The organism is Gordonia bronchialis DSM 43247 (assembly GCF_000024785.1).
In the GTDB taxonomy this organism is placed as follows: Bacteria; Actinomycetota; Actinomycetes; order Mycobacteriales; family Mycobacteriaceae; genus Gordonia; species Gordonia bronchialis.
Genome location: NC_013441.1, coordinates 982,713 through 998,018, shown reverse-complemented (window position 1 = coordinate 998,018; position 15,306 = coordinate 982,713). Strand labels below are relative to the sequence as shown.

Here is a 15,306-nt window from a genome sequence, read left to right as displayed (position 1 = left end):
GACCTCAGTCGGCCGCGATCCATTCCGCGGTGGGCGGAACCAGAACCAGGATCATCGTGGCCACCGGGAAGATCAGACCGACGAAGCCGAACGCCCCGCTTCCGATTCCGGTGCTGATGTTGTCGTCGCGCAATTGCGCTTCCACGGCCAGTCCGGCGATGGACCCGATCAATCCGAACACGATCGCGACCCCGCACCCGCCGGCGACGAGCAGGCGTCCGATCATCTTGTGCCGTAGAACGGCCACACCGCCCCAGATCAGCAACACCGCCAGGATGATCTCGGCGATCACGCTCATCACGAGGACACCCGTGTACCAGCCGGGGAGGCTGGCCTCGAGGTCGGACAGCGCCGCAATGGCAACCACCGCGACCACATTGGCGATGATCCCGAACAGTGCCGCGGCACCACCGAGGAAGCTCAGCACCGCGGCAGTGATGGCGGTTCCACCCGACGGCCGCGGTGTCGGGTAACCACCGGGCTGCCCATAGGCGCCCTGGCCGTAAGGACCCTGGCCATAGGCCGATTGACCGTATCCGGGCTGCCCGTACGGTGACTGACCGTATTGCGGCTGACCATATTGGGGCTGACCGTATTGCGGCTGGCCGTAGACGGGCTGTTGCTGCTGCCCGCCGTATCCGGAATCGTGTTGCGACGGCCATCCGCCGGGGTTGCTCATTCCAGCATCCTAAATTGGGAGTGCAGGATCAGCCGAACAGGCTGGGCAACGTGGCTTCATACGTCCGACGCAGCTCGTCGAGGGTCACCGAGAAGTGATCCTGGACCTCCACCGAATCGCTACCCTGATCGACGACGCCGATCCGCGTCCACGGCATCTGCCGGGCGTCGAGCATGCCGACGAAGCGGGACTCCTCGGTGCGCGGCACGGCCACCAGGACCCGGCCGGCGGACTCGGAGAACAACCACACGAACGGATCGGCATCCTCGGGAAGCAGTATGCGGCAACCGGTTTCGCCGGCGAGTGCGGCTTCGACGACGGTCTGGATCAGACCGCCCTCGCTGACGTCGTGGGCTGCCGAGATGAGCCCGTCACGCGAACCGGCCACCAAGATCTCCCCGATCAGCCGTTCCCGCTCGAGGTCCACCTGCGGCGGCACCCCGCCGAGATGATCGTGGGTGACCTGTGCCCAGATCGAGCCGTCGAATTCGTCGCGGGTCTCGCCGAGCAGGATGAGCGTCTCGCCCGGCTCGGTGCCGATTCCGGTCGGGATGCGCCGGCGGACGTCGTCGATGACCCCGAGTACCCCCACCACCGGCGTCGGCAGGATGGCCGTCGAACCGGTCTGGTTGTAGAAGCTGACGTTGCCGCCGGTGACCGGGATGCCCAGTTGTGCGCAGCCGTCGGCCAGACCGCGTACGGCCTGCTGGAACTGCCACATCACGGCAGGATCCTCCGGGGACCCGAAGTTGAGGCAGTTGGTCACGGCCTTGGGCGCCGCACCGGAGACGGCGACGTTGCGGTATGCCTCGGCGAGCGCGAGCTGCGCACCGCGATAGGGATCGAGGAAGGTGTAGCGGCCCGACGCATCCGTCGCGAGAGCGATGCCGCGGCCGGTCTTCTCGTCGATCCGGATCATCCCGGAATCGGCATTCTCGGCGAGCACCGTGTTGCCGCGCACGTACCGGTCGTACTGCTCGGTGATGAACTTGCGGCTACACAGAGCCGGCGACGCCAGCAGCCTCAGCAGCGTCTCCCGCAGTTCGTCGGGCGTGGCCGGCCGTTCGAGCGGTTCGGTGGTCGACGCGATCACCGTGTCCTGCCAGTCGGGGCGAGCGACGGGACGCTCGTAGACCGGGCCTTCGAGGGCGATGGTGCGCGGCGGCGCATCGACGACCGTCTCCCCGTGCCAGGTGATGACGAGATGGTCACCGTCGGTGACCTCGCCGATGACGGTCGCGAGCACATCCCACTTGCGGCAGACCTCGAGAAACTTCTCGACGTTGTCCGGGGTGACCACCGCACACATCCGCTCCTGCGACTCGCTGGAGAGCACCTCGGCCGGGGTCATCCCGACCGCGCGCATCGGCACCTTCTCCAGGTCGATATGCATGCCACCATCACCCGCGGCAGCCAGTTCCGATGTGGCACAGGACAATCCAGCACCACCGAGATCCTGGATACCCACCACCAGCCCGGCGTGATAGAGCTCGAGGCAACACTCGATGAGCACCTTCTCGGTAAACGGATCGCCCACCTGCACACTCGGCAGCTTCTTACGATTGGGCCCGGATGAATCCCCTTCGTCGTCAAAGGTCTCCGACGCCAGCACTGAGACGCCACCGATCCCGTCGAGGCCGGTCCGCGCGCCGAACAGGATGATCTTGTTGCCGGCACCCGACGCGAACGCCAGATGCAGATCCTCGGTGCGCAGCACCCCCGCGCACAACGCATTGACGAGCGGGTTGCCCGCATAGCTGGCGTCGAAGACGGTCTCGCCGCCCACATTGGGCAGACCCAGCGAGTTGCCGTAGCCACCGACGCCACGCACCACACCGTCGACGACACGTCGCGTGTCCGGGGCGTCGGCCGGTCCGAAGCGCAGCTGATCCATCACCGCGATCGGCCGTGCGCCCATCGCCATGATGTCGCGGACGATGCCGCCCACGCCGGTCGCCGCGCCCTGATAGGGCTCCACGTAACTCGGGTGGTTGTGCGACTCCACCTTGAAGGTGACCGCCCACCCGTCACCCACGTCGACGACGCCGGCGTTCTCCCCGATCCCGGCGAGCATGCCCGCGCGCATCTCATCGGTGGTGGTCTCGCCGAAGTAGCGCAGATGCACCTTGGACGACTTGTAACTGCAGTGCTCAGACCACATCACCGAGTACATCGCCAGCTCGGCGTCGGTGGGTCGTCGGCCGAGGATCTCGCGAATCCGCGCGTACTCGTCGTCCTTGAGACCGAGTTCGCGGAAGGGCTGCGGTTGGTCGGGAGTCTGGGCGGCGATCGAGACGGTATCCACGGTGCTGTGGGAACTGGAGCTCACGTGCTCGATTCTAGTCAGCCGTGCCAAATCGGGCCGTGCCGGCAGATCGGTGTACTAACGATCTCCGTTCGTGCTTGCAGGCGATAGGCTGTTGCCCGGCACGTTCGGGTCGCGTGAACAGCGTGGGGTGATACCCGCAGGGAACCAGAACAGCGGGCCCAGAACAGCGGGGCGCAAGACAGAGGGGCAGGGGGGTCGGTGGCCGACATCCGCAAGGCGAGGGCACTCTTCGAACTCGGCGTGCTCTCCCTCAACATTCCCGTCGAAGGCCAGGAACCGGTGCACGACCCGGCCCAGGCGGCCAAGGCCTTCACCCGCGCCACCGAATGGGACCCGTCGGTGGGTGACGCCTGGATCGGGCGCCTGGCCTGCGGCGACGCCAGCAACGAGGTACTGCTGGGTCTCTACCGCACCCGCGCCACCATCGGCGCCGAGCAGCGCCGGCTGGGTCTACCGCCGCGCACCCTGGTCGGACGCTGGTACACCGGCATGTTCATCGACTACCCCGCCTCCGATGCCGTCGAGGCCACCGCCGCCTACGCTGCGAGCCTCATCGCCGGCCACGACTACGCCGGAGCCGAGCAGGTGCTCGACGACGTGCCACCGTCGGCCGTCGTGCCGATCCTCGACTTTATCCGGGCGCTGCTGCATCTGCGCACCCAGCGCTGGCCCGACGTCCTGACCGCGTTGATCTCGTCGGACCGCTGGGGCGACACCTGCATGCAGGCGGTGGCCGACCACATGGCCGGCAGCGCATGCATCCAGCTGGGCATGCTCGGCGAAGGGATGCGCCGACTACAGCGGGCGATCGACGGCCCGATCCCGGCCTGCACCACGCGCGCCATGTACGCCTTCGGGCTCGCGCTGCGTGAGCAGGGTCATGAGGAGAAGGCGAAAGCGCTCTTCGAGCAGGTCTTCGCCCGTGACCCGTCGATGACCGCGGCCAACGACGCCCTGCGCTCCCCCTCCATCCGGCTCACCGTCACCACCCCGGAGGCCATCGCCGAACGCACCGACCGGTGGGATCCGGCGTCGGTCCCGGCGCGCGGCGAGTCGGTGATGGCCGATAGCGCCCCCGAACTCGACGAGATGGTCACCGACGCCCAGCGCGAACTGTCCCGCCAGATCGGGCTCGAGTCGGTGAAGGAGCAGGTCGCCAAACTCCAGTCGGCGTCGACGCTGGCCCGGGTGCGCGCCGATCGTGGCCTGGCCACCTCGGCCCGCAGCCTGCATCTCGCCTTCACCGGGCCGCCCGGTACCGGCAAGACGACGATCGCGCGGATCGTCGCAAAGATCTACTGCGGACTGGGATTCATCAAGTCCGACAAGGTCATCGAGGCGACCCGCCGCGACATGGTCGGCGAGCATCTGGGCAGCACCGCGATCAAGACATCGGCGCTCATCGATTCGGCGATGGACGGAGTGCTGTTCATCGACGAGGCCTACACGCTGATCCAGCAGGGACTCTCCGGCGGTGACGCCTTCGGCCGCGAGGCCGTCGACACGCTGCTCGCCCGAATGGAGGACGACCGCGATCGGCTCGTGGTGATCATCGCCGGCTACGACGCCGAGATCGACCGATTCCTGGCCGCCAACGACGGCTTGTCCTCCCGCTTCGCGCGCCGGATCCGGTTCGATTCCTACACGCCGAACGAACTCGCCCGGATCGGTGAATTCATTGCTCGGCAACGTGATTCGCTACTCACCTCCGATGCCGTCACCGAACTCGAGGCGGCCTGCACACCGCTCTATCACGATCTGCGAACCGAGGGTTCGCTGGTTCGCCGCGCCAGCGACCTCGCCGGCAACGGACGCTTCATCCGCAACATCATCGAGGCGGCCGAAGAAGAACGCGAGTATCGCCTGTCCGCGCAAGGCGACTTCGCATCGCTCTCCGAGGAGGATCTGATGCGGATCGAGGCGCGCGACGTTCGTGCGGCGCTTACCGGGGTATTGTCAGGGCTCAGCCACTGACCCTGTGGGAGCCAACAGTGTCCGACCGCATTTCGACCTCTCCGGCGAGATCAGGTCTGACTGCGCGGACAGGCGGCACCCTGCTGCACCGCCCACTGTTCTCCCGGCGTAACCCCTTGGACCGCAGGCACGCGGCCGCACGGATCAGTGCCTATATCTACGGGAACGTCTTGATCCTCGCCGTCCTGGTCCCGGTGGAACCCACCCAGCAACACCTCGGGATCGCGTTGGTGCTGGGCACGGCCGCATCGACTTTCATCGCCCATGTGTTCGCCGAGGCGATCGGCCGACAGGTCAGCGCGGGCCCTCAACCGGCCACGACCGCGTCGGTGTTGGGTCACCTGCGCAATTCGGTTCCGATCCTCACCTCGGCGGTGATGCCGTGCCTGGTCCTCGCTGCGGGACTGTTCGACTGGCTGGAGCCGCGCACCGCCCAGTTGCTCGCCGAGATCGTCATCCTGGCCCGCATCGGCGGAATCGTCTTCGTGATCGACCGTCTCAACGGTGAACGCCCCACGCGGGCAACCCTCGCCGGAGCCGGCGCCATCCTGTTCGTGGCCACGGCGGTGGTGATCGTGAAGATCGTGCTCACGCACTGAGCCCAGATGCGCTCACGCGTACGGCGCCGTCACCCCGATGATGGTGTCGGTGAACTCTGGACGGCAGATCACCAGGTCCGGCAGATACGTGTCGTCGCGGTTGTAGACCAACTCCGAACCGTCGATTCGCCCGCACCACAACCCTTTTGCCCGGGCGACCGCAACCGGGGCGGCGGAATCCCATTCATACTGTCCGCCGGCGTGGACGTAGGCGTCGGCTTCGCCGCGCACCACGGCCATCGCCTTGGCACCGGCCGACCCCATCTGCAGGACCTCACCACCCAGGGCGTCGGCGACCGCCTGCGAGAACGCCGGTGGTCGTGAGCCACTGACCACCACCCGGATGGTCTCGCCTTTGGGTTCGGCGGCCAGCCCGTCCACGGGTTCGACGGGTTCGGCGTCATCGACGTAGGTCACACCGAGCGCGGGCAGGGCGACCGCACCCGCGATCAGTCCACCCGAGGACGACCAGAGCGCCACGTGCACAGCCCAATCCGAGCGGCCTTCGGTGCCGTACTCACGGGTCCCGTCGACGGGGTCGACGATCCAGACGCGCGGGGCGGACAGCCGCGACTTGTCGTCGGCCGACTCCTCGGAGAGCACGGCGTCGTCGGGCCGCTGCGCCCGCAACCGTTCCAGGAGAAAGTCATTGGAGCGCAGATCTCCGGCCCGGCCGAGTTCTTTGCCGGCCAGACCAGAGTTGGCCCGCACGTCGAGCAGCAATTCCCCGGCTGCGGTGGCGAGGTCACCGGCCAGTGCGCGGTCGTCGGTCACGGTTGTCCCACTTCTCTCGGTTCCGGTCACAAGCCCAGGTTACGGAGTACCGCATCGGCCACATCGGCCGGTTCACCGTCGTGCGGCGTCACCACGATCTCGGCATGATCTGGTCGCTCGTAGGGCGAATCGATGCCGGTGAATTGACTGATCTCACCACGACGCGCCTTGGCGTACAAGCCTTTCGGATCACGTTGCTCGCAAAGTTCGATGGGGGTGTCGACGAAGATCTCGAAGAACGGCAGGCCGCGCTCGGCATGGATCTCACGTGCCCGTTGCCGCTCGTCGGCGAATGGCGAGATCAGCGACACGATCGCTACCGCACCCGAGTCGGCGAACAAAGCGGCCACCTCGCTGGTCCGGCGGATGTTCTCCCGCCGGTCGTCATCGGAGAAACCCAGGTCGGAGTTCAGACCGTGCCGCAGGTTGTCGCCGTCCATGAGATAGGCGGGATGGCCCTGCGCCACCAGCCGGCGCTCGATTTCCACTGCCAGCGACGACTTCCCGGAACCGGATAGCCCGGTGAGCCAGATGGTCGCACCGCGGTGCGGCCGCTGTTCGCGTGAGACCTTGCTGGACTGCCAGACCACGTGGCTGTCATGGCGCACAGGTGCGGTAATCATGCCCGCCCCGACCGTCTTGTTGGTGGCCTCGTCGATCAGGATGAAGCTTCCGGTCTCCCGGTTGCGGGCGTAGGCGTCGAACATGACAGGTTCTTGCGTGTGCACCGCCACTCGTGCGATCTCGTTGAGCTGCAATGTCTCCGCGCTCTCATCACGATGCAGGGTGTTGACGTCGAGCCGATAGTTGAACCCGGAGATCTGCGCACGGGTCATGCGCGTTCCGCACAGCAGCTGATACCGGTTGCCCACCCGCAACTCGGTGTCGTCGGCGAACCAGCACACCATGGCGTCGAGATCGCGGCCCACGAACGGCCGGTTGTTGGGTCGGGCGAGCATGTCCCCGCGCACGATGTCGATCTCGTCGGCGAGTTCCACCGACACCGCCATGGACGCGAAGGCCTCATCGATCGCGGCGCCGCCCGGCCCCCAGATATCGGTGATGGTGGTGCTGAATCCGCTTGGGAGAACGACGACCTCGTCGCCACGGGAGAACACGCCGCCGGCGATGGTGCCCGCGTAGGCGCGGTGGTCGGCACCGTCGGCCCGCTGCGGCCGGATCACGTACTGCACCGACATCCGGGCGTCGATGAGGTTGCGGTCCGAGGCGATGTACACGTTCTCGAGGTGACTGAGCAGCGGCCTGCCCTCATACCAGGGCATGTGTGACGAGGAGTCCACCACATTGTCGCCGCGCAACGCCGACAGCGGTATGAAGGTGAGGTCGGAGACGTTCAGCTTGGTGGCGAAATTCACGAACTCCGAACAGATCTCGTCGAATCTCTCCTGCGACCAGTCCACCAGGTCCATCTTGTTGACGCAGATGGTCAGGTGCGGGATTCCCAGCAACGACGAGAGGAATGCATGCCTGCGGGTCTGTTCCAGTACGCCCTTGCGCGCATCGATGAGGATCATGGCGAGGTCTGCCGTGGACGCTCCGGTCACCATGTTGCGGGTGTACTGCACGTGTCCTGGGGTGTCGGCGATGATGAATTTCCGCCTGGGCGTGGAAAAGTAGCGGTAGGCGACGTCAATCGTGATGCCCTGCTCGCGTTCTGCGCGCAGGCCGTCGGTGAGGAGCGCGAGGTTGGCGTACTCGTCGCCACGCTCGGCACTCGTGCGTTCGATCGACTCGAGCTGATCGGTGAAGATCGACTTCGAGTCATAAAGCAGTCGGCCGATCAGGGTCGATTTGCCGTCGTCCACCGAACCCGCGGTGGCCAGGCGCAGCATCTCCATCCCGGTGCCGGTGTGCAACCCGCTCGCCGACGGTGCCAGAGACATCAGAAGTACCCTTCCTTCTTACGGTCTTCCATCCCCGATTCCGAGATCCGGTCGTCGGCCCGTGTGGCGCCCCGCTCGGTCAGGCGGGTGGCCTCGACCTCGGCGATCACACGCTCGTTGGTGTCGGCTTCGGAGAGCACACATCCGGTACAGGTCGCGTCGCCGACGGTGCGGAAGCGCACCGTTTCCGTCCGGACCTCTTCCCCCGGAAGTGATTCCAGGAAGCGCGTTTTGGCCAGCAGCATGCCATCCCGCGGAATCACCTCACGCCGATGGGCGTAGTAGATCGACGGCAGCGCGATGTCCTCGTCGGCGATATAGCTCCAGATGTCGAGCTCGGTCCAGTTGGACAGCGGAAACACCCGAATGTGTTCGCCGCGGTTGTGCCTGCCGTTGTACAGATTCCATAGCTCGGGACGCTGACGCCGCGGATCCCACGCGCCGAACTCGTCGCGGAAACTGAACACCCGTTCCTTCGCGCGCGCCTTCTCCTCGTCGCGGCGGGCACCACCGAACACGGCGTCGAAGCGGTTCTCGGTGATGCCACGCAGCAATGCGGTGGTCTGCAACCGATTTCGGCTCGCACCCGGACCGGTGGGTTCCACCACCCGCCCCGCGTCGATGTCTTCCTGGACCGAACTGACCAACAGTCGCACCCCGGTCTCGGAGACCACGCGGTCACGGAACTCGATGACCTCGTCGAAGTTGTGTCCGGTGTCGACGTGCATCAGCGGGAACGGTATCGGCGCCGGCCAGAATGCCTTGCGCGCCAGGTGGAACATGACCACCGAGTCCTTGCCACCGGAGAACAGCAGCACGGGCCGCTCGAAGGTGGCGGCGACCTCTCGGAAGATGTGCACCGATTCGGCTTCGAGCGCTTCGAGATGGCTGAGTTCATAGGTGCGCGTCGCATTCGCACCCGTCGCGGACCCCTGGTCCGGTCCCATCGTCGCGCACCTCCTTGACATGTCGAATATTCGACGCTCAGTATTGACTATGTGACACACACGGTAAGCGAATCCGACGGGCGCGGTCAACAGACCCGCCCGGACGGCCGGTCACCCTCGCCTCCGACGGCACGGGTGATCAGCGTCGTGGAACTGCTCGCCGACGCCGCTCCCGACGCACTCACGCTGGCTCAGATTGTCCGCGCCACCGGTCAATCCCGCGCGACAGCGCACGCGATCCTCACCGAGATGGCCGATCAGGGCTGGGCGCTGCGCCATCCAGCCACCGGCGCCTTCGGCCTCGGGCCAGCCTTTGTCTCGCTCGCCGGGAAAGCCGCGCACGCCGATCTGCTGGGCACCTGGGGCCGGCAGGTCATCACCGATCTGGCCCGCACACTTGGCGTTCCGTGCTTCCTGGCGCGTCGCCTGACCGCCGACACGATCACCGTCGCCGAACACTGCCTGCCCACGCCGGACTCCGACCCGGTCGACTCGCGACGGTGGTTTCATCCGGGACGCGAGGTCCGGCTGCGTCCGCCGATCTGCCGGGAATTCATCGCATGGTCGGCGCCGGAGGTACGTGAGACCTGGATCGAGCGAGCCGCGCCCGCCTCTCGAACCCGGCTGAGGCTGGTGCTCGACGACATCCGGACGCGCGGTTACTCGATCGAACGCATGAGCTCCGACCATCTCGCGATGATCGACGCCCTCGGGTCATTGGACGACGTGTCCGACGCGCTGCGCATCCGTGTCGGCGACCTCCTCAGCGAACTGACCGTCATCGACTATCTGGAATCCGAACTCGCCGCGACCACGCCGACGGAGGAGGTGGGGGTGGTCACGGTCGGCGCACCCGTCTTCGACGCCGCCGGCAGCGTGATCGCCTCGGTGGTCACCTGTCCCAGCACCCTCCTCACGCCCGGCGAACTGGGCGAACTCGCGGCCGCCACGATCGCGGCCGCAGAGCGTATCGGCGCCCAGCTGCCCTGAGCAGCGGTGCTCGGCCATAACAACCGGGTCACATTCGGTACACATCGCTAACGGTTCGATGCCGGATTTCGGTGTTATGTCCACAGCAGTCTCACAACCGATTCCCGGTCTGCGACCGCCCGGACCGGGATCCACCAGCCTCAGGAGCGTGCCATGATCAGCACCCGAATCCGTACGCGCATCGCCGCCGCAACCATCGCAGCCATGGGGGTCGTCGGCGTCGCCGCCGCCACCGGCACCGGTGACGCCGCCGCCGACGGCGCCTACCCGCTCAACAACTGCATCGGACTCAGCCCCAACATCGTTGACGCACCATACTGGCCCACGCGCGCGATCGTCGCGCAGTACGCGGGCAAGACCTACATCACCACCGAGTTCTCGAGTTACTGGTTCGGCGTCGGCTACGAATCCACCGCGCGTCTGGACTGGCGCAACCTGCAGACCGGACAGCGCGGCAGCATGACCAACCGGTCGGCCGTCAAACCGCCCTACACCGGCACCCATGTCTTCACCATTCCGACCAACCGGATCGGTAAGGGCCGTGTGCAGGTCACGCTCAGCACGGTCAATCGAAACGCGTTGTGGGCCTTGCCCACCCCCACCTGCGGTGGCGTGATCACGGTGTCCTGACGAGTCGCACCCCACCGTCCCCCGATCCCCCTAGCGCTCCTTGAGGCGCAAGGAGCGTCGGCGACGAGCAGAAGGTCGTGGTGACACGGATTTCCCCGGCGCCGACCAGCGGGCCGCCCGACCCTTCCCGGGGCCGGGTGGCCCGTTTTCGTATCTCCGACTGCCGCCAGTCAGGGCGACGCAGACCCACCCCTACCAACCAAGCACTTGCTAGGTTACCCTCGAAGCCATGAGTGACCCGGTGATCCCTCCTGCCCTCCGGCCCGACCAGCTCGGTCCGGACACCACCCCGGTGGCCTACGAGACCGGCGGCGTGGACGGTGCCGCCGATTCGATCGCCTATGTCACGTTGAACCGTCCGGAGTACCGGAATGCGCAGAACTCGGTGATGACCTACTCGTTGGATGCCGCCTTCCGTCGCGCCGTCGACGATCCGGCAATCAAGGTGATCGTGCTGCGGGCCAACGGCAAGCACTTCTCCGCCGGACACGACATCGGCACTCCCGAACGCGATTTCGACACCTTCTACCCCAATGTGGCCACCCTGTACTGGGATCACACCGACCGGTCCGGTGCCGACCAGCGCCTCGCCCGCGAGATGGAGGTCTACGTGGGAATGTGTCGCCGGTGGCGGGACATGCCCAAACCGGTCATCGCCCAGGTGCACGGCGCATGCATCGCGGGCGGGCTCATGCTGGCGTGGATCTGCGACTTCATCGTCGCCTCCGACGATGCCTTCTTCTCGGACCCGGTGGCGCGCATGGGCATTCCCGGCGTCGAATACTTCGCGCACGCCTACGCCCTGGGTACCCGGCGGGCCAAGGAGATCCTGTTCACCGGTGAGCGGTTCACCGCCGCGCAGGCCGCCGAGTGGGGCATGGTCAATCACGTGGTCCCGCGCGACGAACTCGCCGCCAAGGTCGACGCGATCGCCGGACAGATCGCCTCCATGCCGATCCAGGGACTGATGCTGAGCAAGAAGGCCGTCAACATCTGTGAGGACCAGATGGGGTTGCGCAATGCGATGGACTCCGTCTTCGGTTGGCACCACTTCGCGCATGCCGCCAACGCCGAGGGCGGTGGGGATTCCCTCGGCGGAATGGACGCCAAGTCGATGAAATCCGCGGCGTCGACCGAGAATGCCGCAACCAACGGATCGGGGAGCTGACGTGGACCTTCTGTTCGACGCGGCGGCCGACGAGTTTCGGACCGAGGTGCGGTCCTGGCTCGCCGAACACGTTCCCGCACAACCGCTGCCGTCCATGGACACCGCAGAGGGCTTCGAGGCCCACCGGAAGTGGGAGGCCACCATGGCCGCCGACCGGGTGTCGGTGGTCAGCTGGCCCGAGGAGTACGGCGGACGTGACGTACCGCTACTGCACTGGGTGATCTTCGAGGAGGAGTACTACCGCTCCGGTGCACCCGGGCGGGTCAGCCAGAACGGCATCTTCCTCTTGGCACCAACCCTTTTCGAGCACGCCCACCCCGACCAACTCGCGCGCATCCTGCCGCGGATGGCACGCGCCGACGACATCTGGGGACAGGCGTGGAGCGAGCCGGAGGCCGGCAGCGATCTGGCGTCCCTGCGGTCGACCGCCACCCGCACCGACGGTGGGTGGCTCCTCAACGGGCAGAAAACCTGGAGTTCACGGTCGAGTTTCGCCGACTGGGCCTTCGGGCTGTTCCGCACGGACAAAGAGGCGCAGCGGCACAAGGGATTGACCTACTTCATGTTCGACCTCCGCAGTCCCGGCGTGGCCGTCCGACCGATCGCCCAACTCGACGGCGAGGCCGGGTTCGCCGAACTGTTCCTCGAGGATGTCTTCGTCCCCGACGACCCGTCCGACCCAGGCGCGTCGGGTGTCATCGGCGAGGTCGACAACGGCTGGCGGGTGGCGATGAGCACCGCCGCCAACGAGCGCGGGTTGTCGCTGCGGTCCCCCGGCCGCTTCCTCGCGACCACCGACCGGCTGCTGTCGCTCTGGCGGGACAGTCGCGACGATGTCCCGTCGACCGCGAACGTCGGCGCTCACGTCGCCGATGCCTGGATCGGCTCGCGCGCTTACGAATTGTCCACCTACCAGACAGTGAGCCGGCTGGCCGCGGGAGGGCAGCTCGGCATGGAATCCTCCATCAACAAGGTCTTTTGGTCCCAGTGGGACATCGCGGCACACGAGACCGCCCTGGATCTGCAGGGACCGCTCGGCGAGATCGACGACCCCTGGATGGACGGCTATCTCTTCTCGCTGTCCGGCCCGATCTACGCCGGTACCAACGAGATACAACGAAATGTGATCGCCGAGCGCCTGCTCGGACTGCCACGCGGAGATCGGTGAGGCGAGATGGAATTCCTGCTCTCGGACATACATGACGATCTGGCGGCCACCATCGACGCCATGCTCGGCAAGGCCGACATCCCCACCGCCGCGCGGGCCTGGACATCCGGCGACCGCACCGCCATGGCCAAGGTCTACGCGCAACTCGCCGACGCCGGTGTCTGCGGTCTCCTGATCGACGAATCACACGGCGGATCCAGTGCGGGCGCCATCGAAATGGTGGTCGCCGCCGAACAACTCGGCAAGCACTGCGTCCCGGGTCCGATCGCGGAGAGCATCGCCGTGCTTCCGGTACTGCTGCGCGACGCCGACCTCACCGACCGATTGAGCGACCTGGCTGACGGACGGCCCGCCACCTGTGCCATCGCCCCACTCGCCCCGCTCGCCGCCGACGCCGACGCCGACGACGCCGACGTCTACGTCGTCACCGCCGGAACTCTGTCCGTCGCCGAGATCGTGGACACCGAGCGTTCGGTGGACCCGACCCGGACGCTGACGCGTGTTCGCGCCGGTGAACCCCTCGCGGAGGGAATCGATGTCGACGACGCCGTCGACGCCGGTGTCCTCGCCACCTCCGCACAACTACTTGGGCTCGGACAGGCGATGCTGACGATCGCAGCCGACTATGCGCAGGCACGCAAACAGTTCGGCCGGCCGATCGGCTCCTTCCAGGCGGTCAAACACCATCTCGCCGACGTGGCGATCGCCCTCGAGATGGCACGTCCACTCGTCCACGCGGCGGCCCTGGGCATCGACGGGCAGGTTCCCGAGGGCACGAACGTCCGCCGTGACGTCGCCGCCGCCAAGGTCGCCGCGGCCGATGCCGCACACCTGTCCGCCCGCCGTTCGCTGCAGGTCCTCGGAGCCATCGGCTACACCGCCGAACACGACCTGTCGCTCTACATCACCAAGACGCGCGCGCTGATCGGCGCGTGGGGAACACCTGCGGTACACCGCGATCGGATTCTGGAGTCATTGTGCTGACCGCCGACACCACGACCGGCCAGGCTGTCTCGGCCGAGGAACGCGAGGCCCTCGCCGAAGCGATCCGGGAACTGATCAAGCGGCGCGGTGATTCGGCGTCGGTGCGCTCGGCGATGCGTGGCACCCCGCGGATGGACCGTGACCTGTGGCGCACGCTGTGCACCGAAATCGGTGTTGCCGCTCTGCCGATCCCCGAGGAGTACGGCGGCGCGGGTGCGACGTTCGCCGAAACCGCGGCCGTCCTCGAAGAGCTCGGGAGCGCGTTGTCACCGGTGCCCGTCTTCGGTTCGGCTGTGCTCGCAACCGCGACGATCTTGCTCGCCGACGATGCCGACACCTCACAACGACTCCTGCCGCACCTGGCGTCGGGTGAGCGCATCGCTGCGGTGTGCTGGGCGGACGCAACCGGCTGGGAACGCATCGGCGTCCGCGCTGACGCCGGACTCCTCACCGGCACAGCCCATTACGTCGTGGATGGCGAGGCCGCGGATACCCTTTTGGTCTTCGCATCGAGCGGCGAACAGGTGACCCTGCACGCAGTGGACACCACCGCCGACGGCGTCTCCGTCACGCCGCTCCCCACCATGGACCCGACCCGTCCCCTCGGTGCGGTGCACTTCGACGAAGCTCCGTCCGCCACCATCGCGGCGCCAGGAGATCTCCCACATCGGTTGCGCACCATCGCGTGGGCCCTGCTGTCGGCCGAACAAGTCGGCGGAGCGCAAGCCGCACTGGACCGCACCGTCGAATACACCAAGGCCCGCAAGCAGTTCGGCCGGACCATCGGCTCCTTCCAGGCGCTCAAACACCGAATAGCCGACATGTACGTCCAGGTGGAGACCGCTCGCTCTATCTCGCGGGCCGCCGTCGACGCGGTCGTGACCGGCGACCCGGCTGCCGACGAACTCGCTGTCGCCGCACACGTTTACTGTTCAGAGGCATTCAAGTCGGTGACCGGTGAAGCGATCCAACTCCACGGCGGCATCGGCATCACCTGGGAACACGACATTCAGCTGTATTTCAAACGGGCGCACGGCAGCGCCCAGCTGCTTGGCGCACCGCACCAGGCGGTGGCACGAGCGGTGGCCGCACTACGCAGCACCGCCAACGGGTAAGGCGCAACACAGCAACCGCGTCTCTCGTCAGAAACCTGGTTTGTG

General features: G+C 66.7%; 13 protein-coding genes. 8 read left to right on the top strand and 5 right to left on the bottom strand.

Features of this window, described 5'->3' with window-relative positions; all coding sequences use genetic code 11:
- Nucleotides 1–4: 4 nt before the first annotated feature.
- Together GBRO_RS04630 and purL are read right to left on the bottom strand one after the other, a co-directional pair.
- Entirely contained in the window at nt 5–679 is a 675-nt protein-coding gene (locus tag GBRO_RS04630; RefSeq protein WP_012832830.1) for a hypothetical protein, read from the bottom strand.
- A 28-nt stretch (nt 680–707) separates the two neighbouring features.
- Nucleotides 708–2,984, bottom strand: a complete 2,277-nt coding sequence (gene purL / locus GBRO_RS04625) for a phosphoribosylformylglycinamidine synthase subunit PurL (RefSeq protein ID WP_012832829.1) — start codon at nt 2,982–2,984, stop codon at nt 708–710.
- A 222-nt stretch (nt 2,985–3,206) separates the two neighbouring features.
- Here purL and eccA point away from each other — a divergent pair, with 222 nt between their 5' ends.
- Together eccA and GBRO_RS04615 are read left to right on the top strand one after the other, a co-directional pair.
- Nucleotides 3,207–4,982: a type VII secretion AAA-ATPase EccA gene (gene eccA, locus GBRO_RS04620; RefSeq protein ID WP_012832828.1), complete on the top strand. Its 1,776-nt coding sequence runs from the start codon at nt 3,207–3,209 to the stop codon at nt 4,980–4,982.
- Nucleotides 4,983–4,999: 17 nt separating this feature from the next.
- Nucleotides 5,000–5,581 carry a hypothetical protein gene (locus tag GBRO_RS04615; RefSeq protein WP_012832827.1) on the top strand — a complete coding sequence of 194 codons (582 nt, stop codon included), beginning with the start codon at nt 5,000–5,002 and terminating at the stop codon, nt 5,579–5,581.
- A gap of 12 nt (nt 5,582–5,593) precedes the next feature.
- Here the strand turns inward: GBRO_RS04615 and GBRO_RS04610 are convergent, their stop codons facing one another.
- Genes GBRO_RS04610 through cysD form a run of 3 tightly spaced genes read right to left on the bottom strand, consistent with a single transcriptional unit; the run spans nt 5,594 to nt 9,206 of the window.
- Nucleotides 5,594–6,355 (bottom strand): 3'(2'),5'-bisphosphate nucleotidase CysQ, encoded by a 762-nt coding sequence (locus GBRO_RS04610; RefSeq protein WP_012832826.1) that lies wholly within the window; start codon nt 6,353–6,355, stop codon nt 5,594–5,596.
- 26 nt (nt 6,356–6,381) lie between these two features.
- Entirely contained in the window at nt 6,382–8,259 is a 1,878-nt protein-coding gene (cysC, locus tag GBRO_RS04605) for an adenylyl-sulfate kinase (RefSeq protein ID WP_012832825.1), read from the bottom strand.
- Complete coding sequence (gene cysD, locus GBRO_RS04600; protein WP_012832824.1) at nt 8,259–9,206, bottom strand: sulfate adenylyltransferase subunit CysD; 948 nt, start codon at nt 9,204–9,206, stop codon at nt 8,259–8,261. Before cysD ends, cysC begins: the two co-directional genes overlap by 1 nt.
- A 51-nt stretch (nt 9,207–9,257) precedes the next feature.
- Here cysD and GBRO_RS04595 point away from each other — a divergent pair, with 51 nt between their 5' ends.
- The 6 genes from GBRO_RS04595 to GBRO_RS04570 all read left to right on the top strand — a co-directional run bounded on the left by GBRO_RS04595 (nt 9,258) and on the right by GBRO_RS04570 (nt 15,261).
- On the top strand, nt 9,258–10,196 hold the full coding sequence (locus GBRO_RS04595; RefSeq protein WP_052298220.1) for a helix-turn-helix domain-containing protein: 939 nt from the start codon (nt 9,258–9,260) through the stop codon (nt 10,194–10,196).
- A 153-nt stretch (nt 10,197–10,349) separates the two neighbouring features.
- Nucleotides 10,350–10,826: a hypothetical protein gene (locus GBRO_RS04590; RefSeq protein ID WP_012832822.1), complete on the top strand. Its 477-nt coding sequence runs from the start codon at nt 10,350–10,352 to the stop codon at nt 10,824–10,826.
- A 229-nt stretch (nt 10,827–11,055) separates the two neighbouring features.
- Nucleotides 11,056–11,994 (top strand): enoyl-CoA hydratase, encoded by a 939-nt coding sequence (locus tag GBRO_RS04585; RefSeq protein WP_012832821.1) that lies wholly within the window; start codon nt 11,056–11,058, stop codon nt 11,992–11,994.
- Nucleotide 11,995: 1 nt separating this feature from the next.
- The gene (locus GBRO_RS04580) at nt 11,996–13,162 is read left to right on the top strand and encodes an acyl-CoA dehydrogenase family protein (RefSeq protein ID WP_012832820.1); all 1,167 of its coding nucleotides are present in this window, start codon (nt 11,996–11,998) and stop codon (nt 13,160–13,162) included.
- Between the two features lie 6 nt (nt 13,163–13,168).
- Nucleotides 13,169–14,146: an acyl-CoA dehydrogenase family protein gene (locus GBRO_RS04575; RefSeq protein ID WP_012832819.1), complete on the top strand. Its 978-nt coding sequence runs from the start codon at nt 13,169–13,171 to the stop codon at nt 14,144–14,146.
- Nucleotides 14,140–15,261 carry an acyl-CoA dehydrogenase family protein gene (locus GBRO_RS04570; protein ID WP_012832818.1) on the top strand — a complete coding sequence of 374 codons (1,122 nt, stop codon included), beginning with the start codon at nt 14,140–14,142 and terminating at the stop codon, nt 15,259–15,261. Before GBRO_RS04575 ends, GBRO_RS04570 begins: the two co-directional genes overlap by 7 nt.
- Nucleotides 15,262–15,306: the final 45 nt, after the last annotated feature.

Coding starts and splice junctions, on each gene's coding strand:
- GBRO_RS04590 (WP_012832822.1), top strand. CDS start 10,350: ATGATCAGCACCCGAATCCGTACGCGCATCGCCGCCGCAACCATCGCA.
- GBRO_RS04585 (WP_012832821.1), top strand. CDS start 11,056: ATGAGTGACCCGGTGATCCCTCCTGCCCTCCGGCCCGACCAGCTCGGT.
- cysD (WP_012832824.1), bottom strand. CDS start 9,206: ATGGGACCGGACCAGGGGTCCGCGACGGGTGCGAATGCGACGCGCACC.
- GBRO_RS04630 (WP_012832830.1), bottom strand. CDS start 679: ATGAGCAACCCCGGCGGATGGCCGTCGCAACACGATTCCGGATACGGC.
- GBRO_RS04575 (WP_012832819.1), top strand. CDS start 13,169: ATGGAATTCCTGCTCTCGGACATACATGACGATCTGGCGGCCACCATC.
- cysC (WP_012832825.1), bottom strand. CDS start 8,259: ATGTCTCTGGCACCGTCGGCGAGCGGGTTGCACACCGGCACCGGGATG.